The following is a 22,840-nucleotide window of genomic DNA, read 5'->3' as shown; positions in this document are numbered from 1 at the left end:
AGTGAAGGAAAAGGGAGGACGAAACCGGTTTTCGTTTGTCACCTGCCTTTTTTCCTGGGTCTCCCCTTAAAAATCAAGTTTGATACCGAGCGACGAGGTACGGGCCTGCGGATACAGGTCGTTGTAAATCCCGGCCCGGGCGCTGTTGTTGTCGTCGAGCCCCACTTCCGGATCAACCCCGCTGAATTTGGTCAGCACGAACGCATTCTGAACGGCCAGGTACACCCGCGCGGAGCTGACACCCAGTTTTTTCAGTCCGGCACCCGTGATGGTGTAGCCTAACTGAATGTTTTTCAGACGCAGGTACGAGCCGTTTTCCACAAGGTGGCTGGCGACACGGCTGTTCAGGTTGGGGTCCGACAGGATGGGGCGCGGAATGCTGTTGCTGGTTCCCGGTCCGCTCCAGGCGCCGGTAACGGTTTCAATTTTGTTCCAGGCGCGCCCGGAGCTTTCCAGGCTGGTGCGATTCAGGTTCAGAATGTCGTTGCCGCTCACGCCGAAAAACTGGAGGCTCAGGTCGAAATTCTTGTAGCTGGCATCCCCGCCAAAACCGTAGGTGAAGGCGGGCGTCGGGTTGCCGATGATGGTTTTGTCGGACTCGTCAATTTTGCCATCGCCGTTCAGGTCTTTGTACCGGAAATCCCCGGCGGCTGTTCCGGCGGCCTGGTAGGGCGTGGCTTCGTTGCCGTCGATGGCGTTGGCGGCTGTCACTTCGGCGGGCGTCTGGAAAAGGCCCTCCGAAATCAGGCCGTAATAAACGCCCAGCGGCTGACCTTCCCGGATAATCGTGATCCCGCCCGAACCCGGATAGGTCAGGCCGATGATGTCCGTGCTGCCCCCCAGCGAGACCACTTTGTTGTTGTAGGTCGTCAGGTTGCCGCTCAGGTTGTAGCGGATGGCGCCCTCCGAGTTCCGGTAGCCCAGATTCAGTTCCACGCCTTTGTTGGTCAGGCTGCCGACGTTGCGCACAGTCGACTGTAAACCGGAAACGCCGGGCAGAATCAAGGTCAGCAGCATGTCCGTGCGGGTGCGGTTGAAATATTCGGCAGAAAAGCTCAGGCGGTTGTTGAACAGGCCCGATTCCAGCCCGATGTTGTATTCCGTGACGGTTTCCCATTTGATGTCCGGATTGCCGAGGTCGCTCAGGGCGGCCCCAATCGACGACTGCCCGGTCTGGTTGCCGAAGGCGTAGTTAAAACCGCTGCCGACGCGCGCCAGATACATGAAGTTTCCGATGGCGTCCGAACCCACCTGACCCCAGCCCGCCCGGAGTTTCAGGTCACTGACAATCGCGTTCTTGGGAAAAAACGATTCCTCTGAAACGCGCCAGCCCCCGGAAATGGACGGAAACACCCCGTATTTTTTATTGGCTCCGAACTTGGATGAACCATCCTGGCGGAGATTCAGCGTCAGCAAATACCGGTCGGCGTAGCTGTAAGCCACCCGGCCAAAAACCGATGCCAGCGACTCTTCGCCCGAATTGGTGTTGGTATTCAGAGACTTGGCGCCCTGGCTAGTGATTTCCTGAAACGCATCCGTATCGAAGGAAGCACTCTGGTTGGCGGAGCGGTATTTGGAATCCAGCGCGGTTGTTCCCAGCAGAAAATTCAGGTTGTGCTTGCCAAAATCATGCGTGTAGGTCAGGGTGTTTTCCCAGATCCAGGTGCGACCCATCGAAGAACCGGCGTTCAGGGAAGACAGACCCGCCGAGTTGAGCAAACCGGAAGTCCAGATGGGATTAAACGAATACGAAGAACCCGTTCCGACGTTGCCCGAGAAGCTAGTCCGGAAAACCAGGCGTTTGATGGGCTGATATTCGGCGTATAAGTTGCCAATCAGGGTGTAATCTTCGTTGTCGATTTTCGGACGAAGCTGGTCAAAAACCGGGTTTGAGGGGCGCTCAAACCGGCTGTCGGTCGGACCGGCAAAGCTGCCGTCGTCATTGTAAACCGGCATGGTGGGCAGCGTCTGGTAAATGTTGGTGAAAACCCCGCCGATGAACTGCCGGTTTCCCGCGCCATTGTCGCGCCGGTTGATCCGGGCAATGGATAGACTGTTACCGATTTTAACCTTATCGGAAATCTGGTTGTCGGTATTGACCCGCACCGACATCCGTTCAAACCAGGTCCGGATCATCATGCCGTCGTTGTTGAAATAATTGGCTGAGACGAAATACTTGTTTTTGGCCCCGCCCCCCGCAATCGAAAACTGGTGTTCCTGAATCCGTCCGGTCTGCATCATGGCGTCGATCCAGTTGGTGCCTGCGCCCAGCGTGTTCGGGTCGGCAAACGGCGCCGGTTGTCCGGCTGCGACAAATGCCGCGTTCATGTTCTGGCCAAACTGCGTCGCGTTCAGCGGGTCTGGCAGCCGGCGGGTCGGATTCTGAATGCCGTAGTAACTGCTCACGCTCAGCCGGGGTGCGCCGGAGTTGCCGCGTTTGGTCGTGATCAGCACCACCCCATTGGCGGCCCGGGTTCCGTAGATGGCGGTCGAAGCCGCATCTTTCAGAATATCAATGGATTCGATGTCGTTGGTGTTGATCGTCGCTAGCGGGTTGGAGTTTTCGCTGTCACTGCCGCCGATCTGCACGCCGTCGACGATGTACAGCGGGTTGCTGTTGTTGATGGCCCCCACTCCGCGAATCCGGACGCTGATGCCGCCCCCCGGCTGACCGCCGTTGGTGGTCACGTAAACACCCGGAACCTTGCCCTGCAAGGCGTTGTCGAAGCTTGGGGATTGTACTTTCGAAATGTCCGACGCTTTCACCGACACAATCGAACCGGTCACATTGCTTTTCTTTTGTTCGCCATACCCCACCACGACGACTTCGTCCAGGGATTTATCGCTGACCGACAGCGTAAGATCAATGGTGGTGCGTCCGCCAACGACCAGTTCCTGCGAAGCATATCCCACGTAGCTGAACACCAGCGTGGCATTCTGATCGGGTACCACTAGTCGGTACGCGCCTTCGACGTCGGTGGTGGTGCCCCGGCTGGTGCCTTTGATGAGCACGCTGACCCCCGGCAACCCTTCGCCTTTTTCGTCGGTCACTTTCCCGGCAACGGTTTGATCCACGGGGGTTTCAGTTGGCGCAGGTGTGGGTATAAAACCGGTGCCGGGCGCATCGGCGTTTTCTTTGCGGAGAATGATGGTCTTGCCCGAAACTTCGTAGCCTGCGCCCAGTGGTTTCAGCAATTCATCCAGTACTTTATCCAGATTCTGGCTGGTGACCTCATACGTAATTTTCTGCCGCGACGGAATAAGCCGGGAACTGTACACAAACTGAACATCGGTCTGCTGCTCGATTTGCCGAAGCACCCGCTTGATTTCCAGTTGTTTGGCCCGCAGCGTCACTTTCCGGGTCAGCAGATCCTGGGCTTTACTGTCGAGCGCGAAAGCCGTTCCCACCGCCCAGATCATCAAAAATACAGGTAAAAGTCCAACACGCATAAGCAACCGCAAAGAGAGGGTTCGGTAGAAAAAAATTTCTTTCATACATTTGAAGGGTTTTGTTAGAAAATAAAGGTTCGGCAAAATCATCCCCGTATCCGGCAAAAACCGGATCCCAGGTTCGTCCAACACGGGGGCACTCCGGTCATTCATGTAGCAGCATGAATGACCTTTTTTTTAATCATTACATCCTTTCACATCCAGCATCAACTGGCCATCCTGCATGGTGTAACTGCCGTTAAGGGCCGTACAGATGAACTGGAGCATTTCATGCAGCGACTGATCCGAAAACCGGGCCGTCAGGGGGCAATCTTTGAGCTGGTTTTTGTCATACTGAATCGTACTTCCGTACGCGTTGCCCAGGGTTTCCAGCACCACCGGCAAGGGCGTGTCGTCAAATTCGAAACGGAAAAAAACCGGGTCGCTTCTGGTGGCCGTCGGCACGACCAGCGTGCTTTTGGTCATCCGGGCTTTCTCCCGGGAATATTCCACCTGCTGCCGGGCTTTCAGGACAACCTTCCCGCTTTGGGAATCCGAATCGGGGGCCAGACCGGAACGGTGAAAAACCGCCACCTGCCCGGTTTTGACTTTAACCGAAATGCCCCGTTCGTTCTGGAAAGCGCGCACGGAGAAACTGGTCCCCAGCACCTTCGTCACGATTTCGTCGGTGAGCACCAGAAAAGGCCGTTGCGGGTCTTTGTGAACTTCGAAAAAGGCATCGCCGACCAGGTGAACTTCCCGTTTCTTCGCTTCGAAAACCGCCGGAAAACGGAGCGAACTTTTGGGCTGCAACACCACCACACTGCCGTCGCCGAGGGTCACCAGCAGGGGTTTTTGCGTCGTGTTCCTCCGCTCCGTAAACCCGGTTTTAACGGGCATGTGCACCGCCATTTTTTGACCCAAAACCGGCTCCTCTGCGGACCTCAACCACCAGCCAAGCCCCAGCAGCAGGGCCACGGAAGCGGCCGCGGCCAGCCAGCGGTATGGTCCAAACCAGTCCGAACCACGCGTCCGGATCGCGGGCTCATCGCCGGTAGCCCGGGCGACAATCTGCCGGACGGAAGCACCCCATTCGGCGGGTGTCAGTTCGGGTTCGCGTACCTGCAAGGCCAGCACCAGCTCGCGGGCCTGTTGAACGACGGCGGTTTTCTCCGGATTTTGGGCCAGCCATTGCTGCCAGGCGGAATCGGTTGCGGGAGTCGGGTGCAGTACCCAGTCCCGGAAAAGATTGTCCCAGACGAATTGCTCAACAGTGTACGAAAGGTATTGTTGCATCGGATTGCGTGGCCGTTTCAAAGGGTGATAGACCGGGTTTGGGCCGGGATACTATAATTTATTCAAAAAAAAGTTGGTTTCTTTTTCGACCTCCTGATCACCAGATCTCAGGGGGCCGCTTCCAAGGCCCGGGATGCAGTCCGGGGTTATCCAGAAGTAAGCCCTTCAGGTTTGGTGAGTTTTCGGGCTTGCAGGGATTTTTGGGGAACGGACGGGTATGTGGGATCCGGTTTTGTCTAGTAGGGAACGAAAGCCCGCACGCATCCTGCCTAAACCGCCGGCCAATTTTTATGAAAGCCATTTTCTCGCTGTTCAGCCTGCTGCTGTGCCTGTGGAGTTGCGACTCTGCCGACGATAAATTATTTACCCGGATGCCGTCAAGTGAAACCGGCGTTCACTTTCAAAACTCGCTGATCGAAGACGAGCAACACAATCTGTTTGATTACCATCTGGTGTACAACGGTGCGGGCGTAGCGGTGGGCGATCTGAACAATGACAACCTGCCCGATTTGTATTTCGCCGGCAATCAGTCGGGCGATAAAATCTACGTCAACCGGGGAGGCCTGACCTTTGAAGACGTAACGAAAACCGCCGGGATTCAGCCCCGGGGCTGGTCGGTCGGCGTGACGATGGTTGATATCAATGCCGACGGGTTGCTGGATATTTACGTCTGCAAAGCCGGGAATTACAAAGGAGTGGAACGCGCTAACCAGTTGTATATTAACCAGGGAAATTTCCGGTTTACGGAACGGGCCGCAGCCTACGGTCTGGCCGATACCACCTACACCACCCAGGCGGCTTTTTTTGATTACGACAAGGACGGCGATCTGGATGCGTATCTGCTGACAACGACCGGGCTGGTACAGAACCCCAATAAAATCGAACCGGCGGTGCAGGACGGGAGCGGTTTTTCGCCCGACAAATTGTACCGGAACAATGGCAATGGCACTTTTACGGATGTGAGTCAGGCGGCCGGAATTCGGCACGATGGGCTGGGTCTGGGGCTTGCGGTGGCGGATCTGAACGACGACGGCTGGGAGGATCTGTACATCTCCAACGACTTCCTGAACAACGATTACCTCTACATCAACAACCGCGACGGCTCATTCAGCGAGTCAAGCGGTGCGTATTTTAAACACCAGAGCCGGTTTTCGATGGGCAACAATGTAGCCGATGTGAACAACGACGGTCGGCCCGATGTGATGACGCTCGACATGCTGCCCGCCGAAAACCGGCAGCGTAAAAAAATGACCGGCGCGGGACATTTCGAGCAGTTTGCCATGGAATTGCGGGCGGGTTACGAACCCCAGTACATGCGCAATATGCTGCACGTCAATCAGGGAAAAACGCCGGCGGGGCAGGTTCTTTTTTCCGAAATCGGGCAACTGGCGGGTATCCACGCAACCGACTGGAGTTGGGCGCCCCTGTTCGCCGATCTGGACAATGACGGGCACAAAGATCTGTTTATTACCAATGGCTACCTACGCGACATCACCGACCTGGATTTTGTGGCCTACAACGTCAATTTCTGGCAATTGGGTCATTCACAGGCGGATTTCCGACGCTCGACCATTGAGCGGGCCGCTAAAATGCCGTCCTGGAACAACGTTAATTTCTTTTACCGGAACCGGGGCGACCTGACGTTCGAAGATGCGACGGCTTCCTGGTTTGGGGACAAAACCTCCCTCTCGAACGGCGCTGCCTATGCCGATCTGGACAACGACGGTGACCTGGACCTGGTCGTGAATAACATCAATGAAGAAGCGTTTATCCTTCGAAATACCGCCCTGAAAACCAACTACCTGACGGTTGGGCTGAACGGCTCGGAAACGAACACGAATGGTTTGGGGAGCCTGGTTACGGTTTTTACGGCGGGGCAGCGACAAACGCAAGCCCAGGCCGTAACACGGGGGTACGCGTCATCGGTGGACTACCGGCTGCATTTTGGACTGGGTGCGCACCAACGCATTGATTCATTGGAAGTGATCTGGCCGGATGGTAATCGGGAAGTCCGGCGAAACGTTCCGGCGAATCAGCGGCTGACCTTGAATCATGAGAAGGCCAAATCCTATTCAAAACCACCGGCAGCGGTCGATCAGCGGTTTTTTACGGAGGTCGGCACCAAAAGTGGCGTCGATTTTGTGCACCGGGAAGAGCCGTTTATGGATTACAGCACGGAAGTTTTGCTGCCGCATAAATTTTCACACCTGGGGCCGAAGCTGGCGGCTGGCGACCTCAACGGCGACGGGTTGGCAGATTTTTTTGTCGGCGGGGCTTACGGCCAATACGGAAAGCTGTTCATTCAGACGGCCAGCGGTTTTCGGTCGCAGTCCTATACTGATGAATCAAAACCCAAGCAGGAGGAGGACACGGGCGCGGTATTTTTCGATGCCGATGGCGACGGTGATGCGGATTTGTACATCGTGAGCGGCTCAAATGAGTTTGATGATCACTCCGCGTATTTACAGGATCGTTTGTATCTGAACGATGGCAAAGCCAGGTTCAGTCCGGCTCCGAATCGGCTGCCCACGCTGAGACGAAGCGGTTCCTGCGTTCGGGTGGCGGATTTTGACCGGGACGGTGATCTGGATGTGTTCCGGGGTGGACGGCTGGTGCCCAGTCAATACCCGCTCCCGGGCGAGGGTTTTTTGCTGCGGAATGATCGGGGAAATTTTACGGACGAGGCCCACAGCCTGGCGCCGGAGCTGAAAACCGTCGGCATGGTGACCGATGCCATCTGGGCAGATCTCGACGGCGACGCCTGGCCGGAACTGATCGTGGTGGGGGAGTTGATGCCGATTACGGTTTTTAAAAATCAACGGGGCAAGCTGGTCAAACAGGAGGCCTTTCCGCTGTCGGACGGTTTTTGGAACTGCATCAGAAGTGGCGACTTCGACCACGATGGCGATCTGGATTTAGTGGTGGGCAACGCGGGTTTGAACAGCCGGTATCGCTGTTCGCCAGCGGAGCCGTTGAGCGTCTACGCGGCTGATTTTGACCAGAATGGAACGCTGGATGCGGTTTCTTCCTATTTCCTCGGTGGCCGTGAATACCCCGTACCTCCGCGGGATTTGTTGATGAAACAGATGCCGTCAATGCGCAAAAAATTTGAATTATACGCCGATTATGCCCGCGCGGAACTCAAGGACGTGCTGAGTGCGGAGCAGATTCGCACGGCCCAAACAAAGCGGGCGTATCGGCAGGAGAGCGTGTACATTGAAAACCGGGGCAAGGGGCAATTTCGGATCACACCGCTGCCCGGGGCGGCTCAGTGGGCGCCCGTGCAGGACATGCTGGTGGAGGATACCAACGACGACGGTCATCCGGATGTGGTTTTGGTGGGCAATGCGTACGATGTTGAGCCGGTGGTGGGGCAGCAGGATGCGTCGGTCGGGCTCATATTACTGGGGGATGGCACAGGGAATTTTCGGCCGCAATCGTACGACAAAACCGGGTTCGTGGCCGATGGGGATTGCCGGTCGGTGATTTCGCTGGCGGGAAATACCGGCCGCTGGCTGGTGGTTTCGCAGAACAACGCACCGGTGAAGGTGTTCCGGCGATCCGTTAAATCAGGTGTATTAAAAAAATAAACAGAACCAGCATAACCTCCGATTTCAGGCGGCTTTTGAGCCATTTCAGCGCCAGTTGAATTAAATTGGACACCGACTGGGGCGAAATATTCATCACCTCCGCGATTTGCTCCCGATTTAGCTCCTGAAAATACTTCAGGTAGATCACCTCCTGCTGGCGTTTCGGTAAAGAATGCAGAAGCCGGATGCACTGGCTGGCGGTTTGCCGGGTGGACTCTTCCCGAATGAACGCTTCCTCGACCGAAAACTCAACCTCGAACGACTCGTCTGCCTGGCCCTCGACAGAATTGAATACCAGTCGGTTGGCCAGGGCGACCCGGTGCATCCGGCGCCGGAGCGAAGCCATCAGATACGGTTTAGGTGGAATTTCGTGATCCAGCGAACCCCGTTTTTGCCAGACTTCCAGAAAAACATCCTGAATACAGTCTTTGATGAGCTCCCGGTTGCGGGAAAATTTACACCCGTACTGGAACAAAGGCTGGTAGAACTGGCGAACCAGTCGCTCATAAGCGGCTGCATTGCCCGAAATGGCCTGCGTCCAGAGGAGGTGGTTGGCATCCATCATGTGTCAAAAAGATCGTTTTTTCGCGAACCTGCGGCTTGTTTAGAGGATGCAGCAGGACGGAAAAATTGCGTTTAGGAATGAAACGAAGGTAAGGGTTTGATTCGACAATCCGGGACAAAATGCCAGGAACTTTGTAGTTTGGAGCAATGGAAGCAGCGATTGGAATGGAATACATCTATCTGGGCGACCGAATGACGGATCCAAACCTAAAAGGGCAGCCCTGTTCCGCAATCCGGCGCGCCGATGGAAAATGCATTCGGGGAAAAAATGGCAGTATGCTGGTTCAATTTTCCAGCGGCCCAAAAATTGTCATCGGGCGGTTGTTGCGGAAAGTCATACCGGCCGGAACGGAAGAAAAACCGGGATGAATGAGCGCTGTGCCCGCTGAGACAGGTGCTGGATAAGTTAATTCCCCGGCGCAACTGGGCCTGCGCCGGTCTCCGGACAGGCCATAGGAGCCGGGTGCCTGAGCACCTGCGCAGGACTATTCCATACCGAAAAAAGCGGGCGAGCATCAACAATCGGGCTAGGTCGTTCTGACCCGAATCGAAAGGTAGTAAGCGGTATGCGCATTCATTGGTCGATCGCGTCTAATAACTTTTTGCGCTTTCCTACGTTAATTAAAATAGCACAGGCATGATTTCTGTAGTGTTTATCGAATTATCAGACGTTCTTACTTGATTGCTGTATGAAAAACTTCAAAGGAATAGTTAGCCTGCTCGCCAGTTGTTTTTTTGTGATCTGGCTGGGCACATCATTCGTTCTTTGGGAGCCTGATCCCGCCAATTGGTCGGTGACCAGTCGTGCGTGGTTCGCCGTCATTTACGCGGTTGCGGCTTTTATTTTTTTAGGCGCCAACGGGTATCTGTGGAAACACGCACCGGCCGAGGATGAAGATGAGTTGGATGCACTTTTAAAAGAAGAATTGAAAGCACTCGATAAAAAAGCGAGAATCGTTAAAGAGTGGTAATTGAGTTTATCATCCTTCAGAAGGTCTGAAACCGCGGTTATTTCCCCGTTTCAGACCTTCTTTTTTGCCATCAGTACAACACCCAGGTGTCTTTTCCACCCCCGCCCTGGGAGGAGTTCACCACCAGGGAGCCTTTCCGCAGGGCCACGCGGGTTAGTCCGCCGGGAATGACGTTAATCCCGTCGCCGTACAGGATGTAAGGGCGAAAATCGACGTGGCGACCTTCCGTGTGATCACCGACAATCGTTGGCACCCGCGAAAGCGAAATGGTTGGTTGGGCGATGTAATTCCGCGGGTTGTCCTTGATCTTTTTCCGGAACTGTTTGTGTTCGGCTTTGGTGGCTTTGGGGCCAATCAGCATCCCGTAACCGCCCGCTTCGTTGGCTTCCTTCACCACCAGGTGTTCGATATTTTCCAGCACGTATTTGCAGTCTTCTTCCTCGCGGCAAATGTAGGTCTGCACGTTCGGAATGATCGCTTCTTCGTCCAGGTAGTATTTGATCATGCGCGGCACGTAGGCATAAATGACCTTATCGTCGGCGACTCCGGTGCCCGGTGCGTTGGCCAGCGCCACCCGCCCTTTTTTGTAGACTTCAAAAATGCCCGGAATACCGATCAGCGACTCCGGATTGAAAACGTGCGGATCGAGAAAGGTGTCGTCGATCCGGCGGTAAATCACATCGACCGTCTGGAACCCTTTGGTCGTCCGCATCTTCACGTAGCCGCCCGAAACCACCAGGTCCCGCGCGTCAACCAGTTCAACGCCCATCTGCTGCGCGAGGTACGAATGCTCAAAATAAGCCGAATTGTAAATACCGGGGGTGAGCACCACCACCGTCGGATCGGGCCGGTCGGCAATGTGCTGGAGCATTTGCAACAGGCGGGTCGGGTAATCGGAAACCGGCCGGACGCCCGTCCGCGCCAGCACTTCCGGAAACGTCTGCTTCGACAGTTCCCGGTTTTCGAGCATGTACGACACGCCCGACGGACACCGCAGGTTGTCTTCCAGCACCATAAACTGGCCGTCGTCACCCCGGATCAGGTCGGTTCCGGTGATGTGGCACCAGATGCCTTTGGGCGGTTTCAGGCCCATGCAGGCCGGCAGAAACGATTTGCTCGACTCAATCAGGTCGCGGGGTATCACGTTGTCGTTCAGAATCCGCTGATCATTATAGACGTCGTGGATAAACATATTGATGGCCTGAATGCGCTGGATCAACCCGCGTTCGAGCCGGTTCCATTCTTCCGACGGAATCACGCGGGGAATGATGTCGATCGGCATGATCCGTTCGGTGCCTTCGCCCTCCGAATACACGTTGAAGGTGATGCCCATCGACATCAGCGAGCGCTCCGCAGCGTGCTGCCGTCCAATCATATCTTCGCGGCTGAGTTGCTCCACCCGCTGTTTAAACTGATCATATCCCGAACGAACCTGCCCATCTGCCGTAAACATTTCATCGTAGAAACTATCGGTCTTATAGTCCTGGAAGGAGAAGGAGTTTCCCTGTGATTGCGACTGCGTTTGGTTTCCCTGTGACTGTGATTGAAATTGCATCGGTGGGCTGGTGTTTTTGACGAATAAACCCTTAAAATTACAATAATATACAAAATTATCTATGGTTTGCGTTCAAGGAGAATAGTTTATTCTTTATCCGAAAGAAATCCAATTTTGGGCTTACCGTTCACACATTGACGCATCATTTCCGCAAACATACCGTATATTTAAAGGCCTAACAACGCAGGAAAGGCTTGCACATGATTATTAGTACTTGAATGGGAGGGAAATACGGTCGAGTCTTCGCAATGTTGACCTGGCTGGGTGGCGCTTTGCCCACCTGGGGCCAGTACCTGACGGGAATAGTCAACAGCAATTATGCCGGAACGCAGGCCCTCTACCGGCACCCGTCGGACGTGGTCGATTCCCGGTACCGGTTTTACCTGAACCTGGCGGGTACGGACCTGTATGCGGCCAACAACCATGTGCGGTGGGTAGCGCCTTTTCCATTTGTTAATTACATCACCGGAACCATACCGGCTCAGTACCGGAGTGAGCGGGGGCGCAGTCTGGGCCGGACGGGGTACCTGGAAGAAAAGCTGAATGGCCGCGACAAACGCCTGACGTTTGGTGGGGAAGTTCGCGGGCCGTCGGCGCTCCTGACCCTCAGCGACCGGTTTGCGGTGGCTTTCTCGACCCGCGCCCGAACGGGGATTTCGTACCGCAACACCTCCGAAGAAACCTCCCGGCTAATGCTCTACGGCACGCAGATCGTTGAGTTGCAGCGCATTCTGAATGAAAACCAGCATGGCATGGCCAACATCAATGGCTACGGCGAGCTGGCGGCCACCTTCGGGGCGGTTTTGCTCGACAACGACGACCAGTTCTGGAAAGCGGGTGTCACCGTCAAACGGGCCGTCAGTTTTTACAACGCCCACCTCCGCGTCGAGGATGCCACTCACCAGATCATCCGCGACCCCAACCGACCCGGTTTTCAGGCCCTGCGCATCCGGAAGTTCAACGGCTTGTATGGCTACACCAACCAGACCGCCTACCAGCAGGCGGGTCTGTCGTTTGGCTGGCTTTTGGGCAACCAGTCCGCCGGAAGCGGCTGGGGTTTCGACCTGGGCATGACCTACGAATACCGGCCCGATTACCGCAAATTCACCTACCGCGAGAAGGGCGAAGTGCGCCGTGATCCGACCAAAAACAAATACCTGTACCGGATTTCGGCGTCGCTGGTCGACATCGGCGGCATCCGGTTCCGAAACCCCAGCATGGTTAACCAGTACCCGGTTTCGGTTGAAAACAAGGTCATTACGAGTTCAACCTTTCTGGAGGTTAAAACGCCCGATGAGGTCAATAACCGGATTGTCGATGTGCTCGATCTGCCCCTGATGGACCGGCAGACGTCCTACCGCTCCGGTCTGCCGATGGCCCTGAATGTCAGCGTCGATTACCGGGTGCAGCCGCAGGTGTACGTCGGTGTGCTGTGGACGCAGAGCCTAGTGCCTGCCAACGCGATTGCGATGGTGACGCCCTCGATGGTGGCCGTGGTGCCCCGTTGGGAGTCGCGCTGGGTCGAAGTGTCGGTGCCGGTGGCGTTGCAGGACAATTATTCGATGGCCACCATCGGGCTGGCGCTGCGTTTGGGGCCGGTTTTTGCCGGAACCGATCACCTCGGCGGGCTGGCCAATATCGGCAATCCACGGGGCGCCAATTTCTACGCCGGAGCGGCTATTCCGTTGTTTCGCCGGGGCCCCCGCAACCCGACCGACTGCTACTTTCCCCCGCAGGAAGGCGGTTTCTGGAAACGCTTTGGTCGCCGACGCTAACCCGGTTTTTCTGAAACATTAGGTCAACTTAAACCGCCAAGGTCTCCAAGACCTGGGCGGTTTTATCTTTCCGCCATTCCTGGGTCAAGCACTAGTGGCGAAACAAATACCGGTAAAAAAACGAATCCCGTTTGCCGATGTACTGTACGGCATAATTGGCGTCGGCATCGACCGCGTCGTGGGGCCGAATCCGGCTCAGGTCGGTTTCCCCAAAATTGGTCGTGGCGGTTTTGATGGCTCGCTCGACGGGCTGTCGAATCGGAATGGACCGGAGTTTATAGGCGACCACCCGAAGCGGTACGTAAAGCCCGATCAGGATCCACAAACCGAAGAGCCTGCCCGCCCAGGAGCGTTTCGGCGATCGGAGCCAATGGACAAAACCGTTGGCGAGCGCCAGGTAGAAGACCAGTTGCGCCGGAATCATCGTCCGGTTCTGGAAGTCGTTCCAGCGGCCCATGTAAATCAAACTGAGAAGCTGAATCGAAATCGCCCCAAAAAACGCCAGCCTAATCCACGGGTTGTTCTCACCGGTTGTGCGGTTGTACCCGCGAAACAATACCACGCCCAGCCAGAGCTGAAGCCCCCAGAAAAGCACGTACAAGGCCACATCGTCCGGGTTGTTGAAGGCTTCGATGATGAAACCGGCGTACGGAATTGGGTAATGCGCCTGGTAAAAACAGCCCATTACAGCGGTTAGGACCAGACTACCGGCCAGAAAAACCGGGTGAAGCCAGCTCGATAGGACCCACAGGTTTCGCTGCGTCAAAAGCAGCCAGACCCCCAGCCCGATGCTGACGAAAGGCGACCAGAGCAAGGTGGCCGCTACGACAAACGCCAGTGCCGCCGTCGGGGCTTGCCGGTTCTGCCAGTAGACCAGTAAGCCGATGGCGATCCAGCCGCCCAGCGCGTGTTGCGGCACGGCCTGCAACTGCATCACGAGCGGAGCGGGGTCCAGACTTTGGGAAAAATTTTGATTGCTGAACGCCAGTCGGGGCGTTTCGTACCGCGTGTAGCCCGGAATCCGGTTGTTGAAAACCGCCGTCAGCCAGGCCGCAACCTGCCAGTGAAAATCCTGATAAAGCGACCAGAACAGCCGAACCGCCACCTCTACACCCGACAGCAGCGGCAGTCCGACGGCAATCCAGACCCGGTTTTTCTTACTCAGACGAGCGGCCCAGCAAAAGGCCAGCAGGATGCCGAGCCAGCCCCAGAGCAGCGACACCCATTCGGCGGCCTGAAACGACCACCGAAACGCTTTGACAACGGCTGCGGTCGGCAGGTAATAGGCCAGGTAATAACACAAAAACGGATCGTTGTAGGGACGGTTCTGGTAGACGACCGGCCAGGGACGCGCGATCAGATCGTGAAAAAGAAGATTGTGTTTGTCGTAATCGCTGTACTGCGGCACGAAAGCGCCCATGCCGCTCACCCACGCCCAGAACAAAGCCCCGCCGGCCAGAATCAGCCATTCTTTCCCGGAAAAAAAAGGAGAAGAGTCGGTTGCTGAACTGGATTGCCGGACAAACATTCCAATTCCGATTGCCAGAAGAATCACCAATGGAACCGCCAGAAAGCGGTGAATCCAGAAAAACAGAAACAGGCAGACCGGGCCATACAGATAACCGAGAGAAACAAGGGTTAGCCGGTCGGTTTTCATGAAACGGGGTCGGGGTGGTGCTGTCAGTTGATGAGCGCAAATACCGAAAAAGCCGGGAGAAATTCTCCCGGCGAACAAAAAAACTAGGCGCGAAACGGCTATTTTTAAAGCACGCCGACCGATTCGAGGGCAATCTCAACCGTGTGCGATACACGGGCCCGGCCGCCGACCATCAGACCCGTAATTTGGTCCGCTTCCAGGTGAAGCCGGGCGGTCAGCAGACTCGGCGAGGGCGGATTCATCAGGTAACCCTGTTCGATCCGGAAGGTTGTTTTTTGAAGCTTCAGATGGTGATACAGGTAACAGGCCAGCGGTCCGGCCGCCATGCCGGTTGCGGCCTCTTCCGGAATCCCGTAAGCCGGCGCAAACATCCGGGCACCGGCATCGCGCCCGCTCTGCTCGGCATCCGGTGCGAAAAGATAAAACCCGATCAGGCCCAGGCGCTCGCTCAGGGAGGCAATCCCGGCGAAATCCGGCCTGATCTGCCGGACAGTTTCTGAAGCTCGAAGGGGAACGACCATGAAGGAATTGCCGGTATTGACAATCAGCGGTGACAGCCCACCAATCAAATCCGGTTCCGAAATGCCCAGCGACCGGAAAACCTGTTGGGTGATGGCTTCGGGAAACAAAGCTTCCGGGGCGGTAAAAACCGGGGCGGTTTGCTCCATAAAAGCCTGATCGCCATCGAGGTGAATGGCCCGGGGGCCGTCAACGGTTTCCATGGAACTGCGAATGTCCGGCAGCAGGCCCAACTGGGCCAGGTACGAAAACGTGGCGATGGTCGCGTGGCCGCATTGGGCAATCTGGCGAACGGGGGTGAAAAACTCCAGTTTGAAATCGGCCACGGACGACGAAGAAACAAAGGCCGTTTCGGACAAACCGACCTGGGCGGCAATGTGCTGTTTCGTAGCCCGGTCGAAGCGGTCGGCGTGGAGAACAATGCCCGCCGGGTTGCCACCTTTTTCGCCATCGACAAACGCATTCACTACGGGGATAGACAAAGTTTGCATCACATGGTGGGGGAATGGGTGGAAAATTCGGTGTTTAGTTTTGGACCGGAAAAGGCCGGTTTCCGCTCCGCACACAACCGCCCATTGCCACCGGCAGTTGCCGGCCTGAGTTTGGCCCGCAGGCATGTTAAACAGGGACTGGCGGATGTGGGGTGTTCGCTGCGTCCAAAGAGCGGGGCTTCCGGGAGGGTGCGGAGGAGAACGGTTGTGGTTTTCATCAGGGCGTTGTTTACGGGTACAAAGATGAAATCCGTTGCCCGAACCTGAAATCGCCGAATGGCTCAATTGGCAGGAATGCCGGATGAAACGTCAGTTTTTAAACCTCGAATCGACCGGCTGGCCGCGCCACAAATAAAATCGCCCTCACCCGCAGGAATTTACGGGTGAGGGCGGGGGTGTTTTACGCGGGGTTGCTTACAAAATGAACTGGCTCAGATCCCGGTTTTTGACCAGTGAGTTCAGCTTATCAGAAACCATGGTTTTGGTGATGACTACCTGCGAATCGGCGCCGATCACGTCCGGAATATCAAACATGAAATCGTTGAGCAAGTGGCTCATGACGGTTTGCAACCGGCGGGCCCCGATGTTTTCGACTTCCGAATTGACCTGAAACGCAATGCGGGCGATTTCACGAAGGGAATCCTCCTCAAACGCCAGCTCGACGTTTTCGGCCGCCAGCATGGCCACGTACTGCTTCGTCAGCGCATTTTTGGGCGCTTTCAGAATCTGGAAAAAATCATCCTCCGACAAACTTTGCAGTTCGACCCGGATCGGAAACCGCCCCTGCAACTCCGGAATCAGATCGGACGGTTTGGAAACGTGGAAGGCTCCGGCGGCCACGAACAGAATGTAATCCGTGTTGATGCTGCCGTATTTGGTATTAACCGTGCTGCCTTCCACAATCGGTAACATATCCCGCTGAACGCCCTCGCGGCTGACATCCGGCCCGCCCGAACCCCCGCTCCGGCTGGAGGCAATTTTGTCGATTTCGTCGATGAAAATAATCCCGGTATTTTCGGCCTTGCGAATGGCTTCGTCCTTCACCTCGTCCATGTCGATGAGCTTGGCGGCTTCTTCTTCCAGCAGAATCTTTTTGGCTTCGGCAATGGTTACCTTGCGTTTTTTGCCGCGCCGGGGCATCATACCGCCAATCATCTCCTGAATGTTCATCATCGACAGTTCATCGACGGTGCCGCCAATCATACCGATGTTGGGCGCTGCGGTTTGCTGGACGTCGATCTCGATTTTCCGGTCGTCCATTTCGCCCTGGCGGATTTTCTCCCGAAACCGCTCGCGGGTCCGCTCGTTCAGTTCCGCGTCGGAGTCGGGAATCTCGTTTTTGCTGGTTTGTTCGTCCAGCGCAAAACCGGTCGGCTGTTTGATGGGCGGAATCAGAATGTCCAGAATCATGTCCTCGACAATCTGCAACGCCCGGGTTTTGACCATTTCCTTTTTGGCGGCTTTGACCATGTTGACCGACTGCTCGACCAGGTCGCGCACCATGCTTTCGACATCGCGCCCGACGTAGCCGACTTCGGTAAATTTGGAGGCTTCAACTTTGGTAAACGGGGCATCGGCAATTTTAGCCAGTCGCCGGGCAATCTCGGTTTTTCCAACGCCCGTGGCGCCGATCATCAGGATGTTGTTGGGCGTAATTTCCTGCTGCATATCGGTGGTGCTGTTCATCCGGCGCCAGCGGTTCCGGAGTGCAATTGCCACATTGCGTTTGGCGTCGTGCTGACCGATAATGTATTGATCCAGTTCCGCGACAATCTGCCGGGGGGTCAAGTCTTTTAATTCCTGGTTTGCCATAAAGTGGAAATCAACAATGAAGTGGACTGATTTGCCCGTTCATTATTCATTGTTCAGTATTAATTCAATGGTTGCGTTGCTTACAAAGAAACGTAGGAAATAGCAATTTGTGCCCCCGTAGTATTATTTTTTTGGCAGAATGCGGGTTAAATCCAGGCGAAACGTCAGGTGGCTGCTGCCGCCCACGGCGGGGGTTGCCAGCGCGCGGGCGTAGGTGAGCTGAAATCCTTTGGCCTGTATCGCTATGCCGAACGAAAAACCGGCGGCTCCCGAACCCGTCGCCAACCGGGCTTCCTGACGGCGCAGGTGGTTGTAGCCCGCCAGTAAATTGACGTTCCGGTGAATCAGAAACTCCAGCCCGACGGCCAGGTGCCGCACGACTTTTTCCGGAACGGCAATCTTTTTTGGAACCGGGTTGCCGTCCAGGTCGTAGGTGATATTCAGGGCCGGATCGTTGTACACAATGTCGGGCTGGTGCAGGTGGTGGGCGGTCAGCGTGGCCCGAATGGGCAAATGCTCCGGTTTGACGGTTACACCCGCCTGCAAATCGAACGGCAGATCGGGCGTTTGTCCCGGAAAGGTGGTTTTCAGCCGAAAACCGGCATTTTTTGCCACCAGTCCAAAAATCAGTTCTTTTTCGGGGTGCTTCCAGGTGCCGCCTACGTCGAACAAAACCGCAAAGGCCGAATAAGTTTCGATGGAGGAGCCAACCGCTTTAAGCGTGGCTCCGAGCGTAAAATTACCTTCCGTGCGGGCGTGAGTCAGGCTCAGGGCGTAATCGTTGGCCGTGAACGTACCGACGGTGTTGCCGAGCAGATCGGTTTGCTCAAAGGAGCCGTAACTCAAATACTGCAACCCGGCGGCCCAGTGTCCCTTGCCTTTGGTGGGCAAACCGTATTGCAGGGTATAAAACCGGGTGTCGGCGAAATACGGAACGAAGCTAAGCGTCAGCTGGTTGTGCGCCGATGAGTCGAGCAGGGCGGGATTTTGCAGGAAAAACTGTCCCTGTGGTTGCGTATTCGATGCCGCCAGCCCACCCAGAGCCGCCACCCGGGCGTTGGTCGGAACCCGGAGAAAAGCAAAACTGTCCTGCCCGCCCGGCGGCTGGGCGATGGCTGCTACGGAACTCAGAAGACACAAAATGAGTAGAGAGCGTTTCAAGAACAGCCGGGTTTTCAGTTTTCGGTATACGGTTTTAGGTTTACAGTTTTCGGTTTTCCGTTTACGGTTTTCGGTACACAGTTACGAGCTAATAAGGATTCGATGCATTTGTCGAACTCCGTGCTATTTCCGTACCGAAAACCGCATACCGAATACTGTAAACCCAAACCCAAATACCGCAACCGTAAACTTACAAAACATATCCCAACTTGATGCCGAGGGTGGCGCTGGGAATCACTCCGCTGTAGCGGGCGCGCCAAAAACCGGAGCTGGTAAACTGAAAAACGTCGGCAGCGGACGCGGTGAACCGGTAGGGGGTGAGATTCCGGAAGCCCAGGCCAACAAAGAAATCCAGCAAAAACCGGTTGTCGCTGGGCATCGTAAAGACGTATTGCCGGCCGAATTTGGCGTGCATTCCCCATACGGTCCGGTACATCGGAAACGTACCTCGTTCGAAATAGGCACAATTGCCGTTTTCGCATTCGCGGCCAATGGTCGTTTCGTCCAGGATGCTGAGTTGCTTGAAAAACGTTTCAATGGCAAAATACCGACCAATGGGCGGGACGGCAAAATGCGGTTTTCGTGAGCTGCGATACCGCCCCGAATACCGTCGCCATTCGGCCCGCGCGCGCCAGGTTTCAAATTTCTGGTAATTGTCGCGCCGGTCCGGATACAGGTTCATGCCCTTCCAGCCGTAACCGAATTCGGCCTGCACGGCGTGTCGACTGCGGCCCCGGCGACCCCCCAATAGCCGTTCGGCACCCGCCTGAATCGTGTTGTCGGGGTCGAACAGGGCGAGGGGCGCAACCTTGATGACCCAGCGCGGCTGATGATCCAGCACCGGCCGCAGCGTGTCGGTTTGCAACGATTGCGCCCGGGCGTTTCCCGAAACGAAAAATAAGACCAGAAAACCGGTCCAGAATCGAGCGGTCATCAGTTTTCGACGGGGAGTTTACTGAGCAGCGTCAATTGTTGCGAGGCATCGTAGCGGTATTGAAAAATGCCGTCTTTTCCGGTAACAATCAACACCGAGCGGTTCGGAATGACATCGTACGAGCGAATGTCGGTGAAGGTTTTGATCAGTTTCAGCTTGACCGGATCGGTGGCGTCAAACACCTTCAGACCCGCGTCGCCTTCCGAAACAAACAGCAGGTTGCCGTCGATGCCCAGCCCGTGCGGGTTGATCATGTCAATGGAGTTGACCTGCACCGGATTCGATAAATTGGAAATATCGACAACTTCGAGCCGGTTGGGGCCGGTGTTGCAGGCCGTGCCGTTCCGCAGCGTGACGTAGGCGTAATTACCCTGCGCCACCACCGGGTCGCAACTGAAAATGTGGCGGTAGAGGGCGGTTTGGCGTGGGCTGGCCGGATTGTCCAGGTTCATGATGTACATCCCGGTTTGCGTGCCGATGAACAGGTGGTTGTTGTACGGAAAAATCGTTTCGACACCGAAGTCCAGCGGCACTTTTTGCAGGCGATTGGGGTCGGCGGTTTTCTGCACGTCGTAGACCAGCAAACTGTTGTGATTGACCACGTACAGGTAATTACCCGCCACGGCAAACCGGGCCATCGAACCGCCGGTTCCGCTGCCGCCGGAAGGGCTCACGTTGGCGCTGTCTTTGCTGCCCAGTTCGGAACAGCCCGTCAGCGCGGCCAGCCCGATCAGAAGAGAAAGGAAATTGTTTTTCATGGGATGGGCGGTTAGCGGTAGCATTTGGGGTTGGTCAGGGTGGCGGTTTCCCAGCGGACCACCATTCCTTTTTCGGGATCGACGCATTCGAATTGCACCCCGCGCTGCTCCGGATAGGACGGGTAGGGGTAAGCGTCTTTGACCCGTTTCAAAACCGTGACGTTCTGCGGATCGGTGATGTCGAGCACCAACAGATCCACCGTATTATCGACGTACAGCACCTGGTCTTTGATCGCCATATCGACGTTACCCGGCACCGACACAAACGAGATTTTCTGCGGATGGGCCGGATCGCGGTTATCGACGACATGAAGGCCCTTACCAGGCTCGTTGATGAATAAAAAACCGCCTTTAATGTATATCTTTCCGGGATTCCGCAGCGGCTGCGGAGCCAGCGTTTTGATAGCGCTGACTTCCTCATACGGCGCATACACCGGTCGCAGCCCCTGAACCTGGCGGGCCGCGTCAACGTCGCGGTTGGTTTCGCAGCCCAAAACCGCCAGCAGAAGGAGCGGAGCGGTCAGGCGCTGCGGAAGGGATAAACAGGAAACGTGTTTCATGGAGGAGTTGCCGGTTTTTGCAACTATGATACAAATTGGGCAAAAACCGTTGGATTCGCCAAGAAAAATTATTTTTGTCAAACGACACTCAACCAGACCCGTGCATGGACGCAGAAATGAAGTCTACCAAAACCGACAGCCTGAACCGTAAAAACGCCGAAGCCGAACTGGGTGGAGGGCAGAAGCGCATCGACGCCCAACATAAAAAAGGCAAACTGACCGCCCGGGAGCGAATTGCCCTCCTGGTCGATGAAGGCTCGTTCGAGGAGATCGGCAAATTCGTCATGCACCGCACGCGGGATTTTGGTTTGGAAAAAGAGCATTACCTCGGCGACGGCGTGGTGACGGGCTACGGCACCGTTAACGGGCGGCTGACGTACGTATTTGCGCAGGACTTTACGGTTTTTGGCGGGGCGTTATCGGAAACCCACGCCGAGAAGATTTGCAAAATCATGGATCTGGCCCTGAAAAACGGGGCGCCGGTCATTGGCCTGAACGATTCGGGCGGGGCGCGGATTCAGGAAGGCGTGTTGTCGCTGGCGGGCTATGCCGATATTTTTTACCGGAACACACTGGCATCCGGCGTCATTCCCCAGATTTCGGCGGTGATGGGGCCGTGCGCGGGAGGGGCGGTTTATTCGCCGGCCATTACGGATTTTATTCTGATGGTGGAAAATACGTCCTATATGTTCGTGACGGGTCCCAACGTGGTCAAAACCGTGACGCACGAGACCGTGACGGCGGAGGAGCTGGGTGGGGCCAGTACGCACAGCACCAAATCCGGGGTGACGCATTTTGCCTGTGCGAACGAACTGGCGTGCATTCAGAACATCAAAAAATTGCTCAGTTACATTCCGCAAAATTGTGAAGATGAGGCCGTTCGACTGGCTTATGAACCCGCCGACGAGCAGCGCCCGACGCTAAATACGCTTATTCCGGAAAACCCCAATCAGCCCTACGACATGCGCGAGGTAATTGGGGAAGTGGTCGATGCGGGGAGTTTTTTCGAGGTCCATCAGGCGTTTGCCGAAAACATTGTGGTCGGTTTTGCCCGGATTGCGGGCCGCAGCATTGGCGTGGTGGGCAACCAGCCGGCGGTTTTGGCCGGGGTGCTCGACATCGACGCCAGCACGAAAGCCGCCCGGTTTGTGCGGTTTTGCGATTGTTTCAACATCCCGCTGCTGGTGCTGGAGGACGTACCCGGTTTTTTGCCCGGCACCGACCAGGAGTGGAACGCCATCATTACGAACGGGGCCAAGCTGCTCTACGCCTTTTGTGAAGCCACGGTGCCGCGCGTGACGGTCATTACCCGAAAAGCCTACGGCGGAGCCTACGACGTCATGAATTCCAAGCACATCGGCGCTGACCTGAACTACGCCTGGCCGACCGCCGAAATTGCCGTGATGGGGGCCAGCGGGGCCGCCGAAATTATATTCAAGCGCGAAATTGCCGAAGCCGACGACCCGCAGGCGCGGTTGCAGGAAAAGGTGCAGGAGTACACCGAGAAGTTTGCCAATCCTTACCGGGCCGCCCATCGGGGCTACATCGATGAGGTTATTTATCCCGACCAGACCCGCCAGAAACTGATTCGGGCGTTTCAGATGCTGGAAAATAAAGTGGCGACTTTGCCGAAGAAAAAACACGGAAATATTCCGCTGTAAAAGAAGGTTTAAATCGCGTATCTTTCGGTAGCCGAAGCCATTTTTAGTGGAAATTGGTGGGTGTGGGCGGGCAGTAAATTGTCTTCAGGTGACATTTTTTGAATATC

Annotated in this window: 17 protein-coding genes; 5 read left to right on the top strand and 12 right to left on the bottom strand. The window is 55.8% G+C overall.

Translation table 11 applies throughout. From position 1 onward, the window contains the following. Nucleotides 1-66: 66 nt before the first annotated feature. Both ACYVHX_RS12500 and ACYVHX_RS12495 read right to left on the bottom strand, forming a co-directional pair. A complete protein-coding gene (locus ACYVHX_RS12500) occupies nt 67-3,450 on the bottom strand; it encodes a TonB-dependent receptor (protein ID WP_460671981.1) in 3,384 nt (1,127 codons plus the stop codon). A 177-nt stretch (nt 3,451-3,627) separates the two neighbouring features. Then, nucleotides 3,628-4,725, bottom strand: a complete 1,098-nt coding sequence (locus ACYVHX_RS12495; RefSeq protein WP_460671980.1) for a FecR family protein — start codon at nt 4,723-4,725, stop codon at nt 3,628-3,630. Nucleotides 4,726-5,015: 290 nt separating this feature from the next. Here ACYVHX_RS12495 and ACYVHX_RS12490 point away from each other — a divergent pair, with 290 nt between their 5' ends. After that, on the top strand, nt 5,016-8,315 hold the full coding sequence (locus ACYVHX_RS12490; RefSeq protein ID WP_460671979.1) for a VCBS repeat-containing protein: 3,300 nt from the start codon (nt 5,016-5,018) through the stop codon (nt 8,313-8,315). Here the strand turns inward: ACYVHX_RS12490 and ACYVHX_RS12485 are convergent. Further along, complete coding sequence (locus tag ACYVHX_RS12485) at nt 8,290-8,880, bottom strand: RNA polymerase sigma factor (RefSeq protein WP_460671978.1); 591 nt, start codon at nt 8,878-8,880, stop codon at nt 8,290-8,292. The two genes, ACYVHX_RS12490 and ACYVHX_RS12485, sit on opposite strands and share 26 nt — an antisense overlap. 146 nt (nt 8,881-9,026) lie before the next feature. Between ACYVHX_RS12485 and ACYVHX_RS12480 the strand changes: the two genes are divergently transcribed. Continuing rightward, the gene (locus ACYVHX_RS12480) at nt 9,027-9,248 is read left to right on the top strand and encodes a hypothetical protein (protein WP_460671977.1); all 222 of its coding nucleotides are present in this window, start codon (nt 9,027-9,029) and stop codon (nt 9,246-9,248) included. Nucleotides 9,249-9,568: 320 nt separating this feature from the next. Continuing rightward, nucleotides 9,569-9,850 (top strand): hypothetical protein, encoded by a 282-nt coding sequence (locus tag ACYVHX_RS12475; protein WP_460671976.1) that lies wholly within the window; start codon nt 9,569-9,571, stop codon nt 9,848-9,850. 70 nt (nt 9,851-9,920) lie between these two features. On the opposite strand, the gene ACYVHX_RS12470 is transcribed toward ACYVHX_RS12475, so the two are convergent. Continuing rightward, entirely contained in the window at nt 9,921-11,405 is a 1,485-nt protein-coding gene (locus tag ACYVHX_RS12470) for a circularly permuted type 2 ATP-grasp protein (protein ID WP_460671975.1), read from the bottom strand. Nucleotides 11,406-11,653: 248 nt separating this feature from the next. Here ACYVHX_RS12470 and ACYVHX_RS12465 point away from each other — a divergent pair, with 248 nt between their 5' ends. Further along, nucleotides 11,654-13,180: a DUF5723 family protein gene (locus ACYVHX_RS12465; protein WP_460671974.1), complete on the top strand. Its 1,527-nt coding sequence runs from the start codon at nt 11,654-11,656 to the stop codon at nt 13,178-13,180. A 91-nt stretch (nt 13,181-13,271) separates the two neighbouring features. On the opposite strand, the gene ACYVHX_RS12460 is transcribed toward ACYVHX_RS12465, so the two are convergent. The 8 genes from ACYVHX_RS12460 to ACYVHX_RS12425 all read right to left on the bottom strand — a co-directional run bounded on the left by ACYVHX_RS12460 (nt 13,272) and on the right by ACYVHX_RS12425 (nt 21,072). After that, nucleotides 13,272-14,837, bottom strand: a complete 1,566-nt coding sequence (locus ACYVHX_RS12460; RefSeq protein ID WP_460671973.1) for a hypothetical protein — start codon at nt 14,835-14,837, stop codon at nt 13,272-13,274. Between the two features lie 104 nt (nt 14,838-14,941). Next, the gene (locus ACYVHX_RS12455; RefSeq protein ID WP_460671972.1) at nt 14,942-15,847 is read right to left on the bottom strand and encodes a PhzF family phenazine biosynthesis protein; all 906 of its coding nucleotides are present in this window, start codon (nt 15,845-15,847) and stop codon (nt 14,942-14,944) included. Continuing rightward, nucleotides 15,847-16,065: a hypothetical protein gene (locus ACYVHX_RS12450; RefSeq protein ID WP_460671971.1), complete on the bottom strand. Its 219-nt coding sequence runs from the start codon at nt 16,063-16,065 to the stop codon at nt 15,847-15,849. The genes ACYVHX_RS12455 and ACYVHX_RS12450 overlap by 1 nt, the downstream gene beginning before the upstream one ends. A 196-nt stretch (nt 16,066-16,261) precedes the next feature. Next, the gene (hslU, locus tag ACYVHX_RS12445) at nt 16,262-17,659 is read right to left on the bottom strand and encodes an ATP-dependent protease ATPase subunit HslU (RefSeq protein WP_460671970.1); all 1,398 of its coding nucleotides are present in this window, start codon (nt 17,657-17,659) and stop codon (nt 16,262-16,264) included. Nucleotides 17,660-17,782: 123 nt separating this feature from the next. Further along, a complete protein-coding gene (gene porQ / locus ACYVHX_RS12440) occupies nt 17,783-18,820 on the bottom strand; it encodes a type IX secretion system protein PorQ (RefSeq protein ID WP_460671969.1) in 1,038 nt (345 codons plus the stop codon). A gap of 190 nt (nt 18,821-19,010) precedes the next feature. Next, on the bottom strand, nt 19,011-19,754 hold the full coding sequence (locus tag ACYVHX_RS12435; protein WP_460671968.1) for a hypothetical protein: 744 nt from the start codon (nt 19,752-19,754) through the stop codon (nt 19,011-19,013). Continuing rightward, nucleotides 19,754-20,512: an LVIVD repeat-containing protein gene (locus ACYVHX_RS12430; RefSeq protein ID WP_460671967.1), complete on the bottom strand. Its 759-nt coding sequence runs from the start codon at nt 20,510-20,512 to the stop codon at nt 19,754-19,756. Before ACYVHX_RS12430 ends, ACYVHX_RS12435 begins: the two co-directional genes overlap by 1 nt. 11 nt (nt 20,513-20,523) lie before the next feature. Beyond that, on the bottom strand, nt 20,524-21,072 hold the full coding sequence (locus ACYVHX_RS12425) for a hypothetical protein (RefSeq protein WP_460671966.1): 549 nt from the start codon (nt 21,070-21,072) through the stop codon (nt 20,524-20,526). Between the two features lie 116 nt (nt 21,073-21,188). On the opposite strand from ACYVHX_RS12425, the gene ACYVHX_RS12420 reads away from it, so the two are divergent. Beyond that, nucleotides 21,189-22,733 (top strand): acyl-CoA carboxylase subunit beta, encoded by a 1,545-nt coding sequence (locus ACYVHX_RS12420; protein ID WP_460671965.1) that lies wholly within the window; start codon nt 21,189-21,191, stop codon nt 22,731-22,733. Nucleotides 22,734-22,840 lie beyond the last annotated feature (107 nt).

The sequence above is a fragment of the Larkinella ripae genome (assembly GCF_054780775.1).
Note: the sequence above shows the minus strand (reverse complement) of the source record. Positions and strands in the feature narration are given on the sequence as shown.

Bases quoted from the DNA above. Each gene is read 5' to 3' on its own strand.
- ACYVHX_RS12500 (WP_460671981.1), bottom strand. From the start codon at position 3,450: ATGCGTGTTGGACTTTTACCTGTATTTTTGATGATCTGGGCGGTGGGA.
- ACYVHX_RS12495 (WP_460671980.1), bottom strand. From the start codon at position 4,725: ATGCAACAATACCTTTCGTACACTGTTGAGCAATTCGTCTGGGACAAT.
- ACYVHX_RS12490 (WP_460671979.1), top strand. From the start codon at position 5,016: ATGAAAGCCATTTTCTCGCTGTTCAGCCTGCTGCTGTGCCTGTGGAGT.
- ACYVHX_RS12485 (WP_460671978.1), bottom strand. From the start codon at position 8,880: ATGATGGATGCCAACCACCTCCTCTGGACGCAGGCCATTTCGGGCAAT.
- ACYVHX_RS12480 (WP_460671977.1), top strand. From the start codon at position 9,027: ATGGAAGCAGCGATTGGAATGGAATACATCTATCTGGGCGACCGAATG.
- ACYVHX_RS12475 (WP_460671976.1), top strand. From the start codon at position 9,569: ATGAAAAACTTCAAAGGAATAGTTAGCCTGCTCGCCAGTTGTTTTTTT.
- ACYVHX_RS12470 (WP_460671975.1), bottom strand. From the start codon at position 11,405: ATGCAATTTCAATCACAGTCACAGGGAAACCAAACGCAGTCGCAATCA.
- ACYVHX_RS12465 (WP_460671974.1), top strand. From the start codon at position 11,654: ATGTTGACCTGGCTGGGTGGCGCTTTGCCCACCTGGGGCCAGTACCTG.
- ACYVHX_RS12460 (WP_460671973.1), bottom strand. From the start codon at position 14,837: ATGAAAACCGACCGGCTAACCCTTGTTTCTCTCGGTTATCTGTATGGC.
- ACYVHX_RS12455 (WP_460671972.1), bottom strand. From the start codon at position 15,847: ATGCAAACTTTGTCTATCCCCGTAGTGAATGCGTTTGTCGATGGCGAA.
- ACYVHX_RS12450 (WP_460671971.1), bottom strand. From the start codon at position 16,065: ATGAAAACCACAACCGTTCTCCTCCGCACCCTCCCGGAAGCCCCGCTC.
- hslU (WP_460671970.1), bottom strand. From the start codon at position 17,659: ATGGCAAACCAGGAATTAAAAGACTTGACCCCCCGGCAGATTGTCGCG.
- ACYVHX_RS12435 (WP_460671968.1), bottom strand. From the start codon at position 19,754: ATGACCGCTCGATTCTGGACCGGTTTTCTGGTCTTATTTTTCGTTTCG.
- ACYVHX_RS12430 (WP_460671967.1), bottom strand. From the start codon at position 20,512: ATGAAAAACAATTTCCTTTCTCTTCTGATCGGGCTGGCCGCGCTGACG.
- ACYVHX_RS12425 (WP_460671966.1), bottom strand. From the start codon at position 21,072: ATGAAACACGTTTCCTGTTTATCCCTTCCGCAGCGCCTGACCGCTCCG.
- ACYVHX_RS12420 (WP_460671965.1), top strand. From the start codon at position 21,189: ATGAAGTCTACCAAAACCGACAGCCTGAACCGTAAAAACGCCGAAGCC.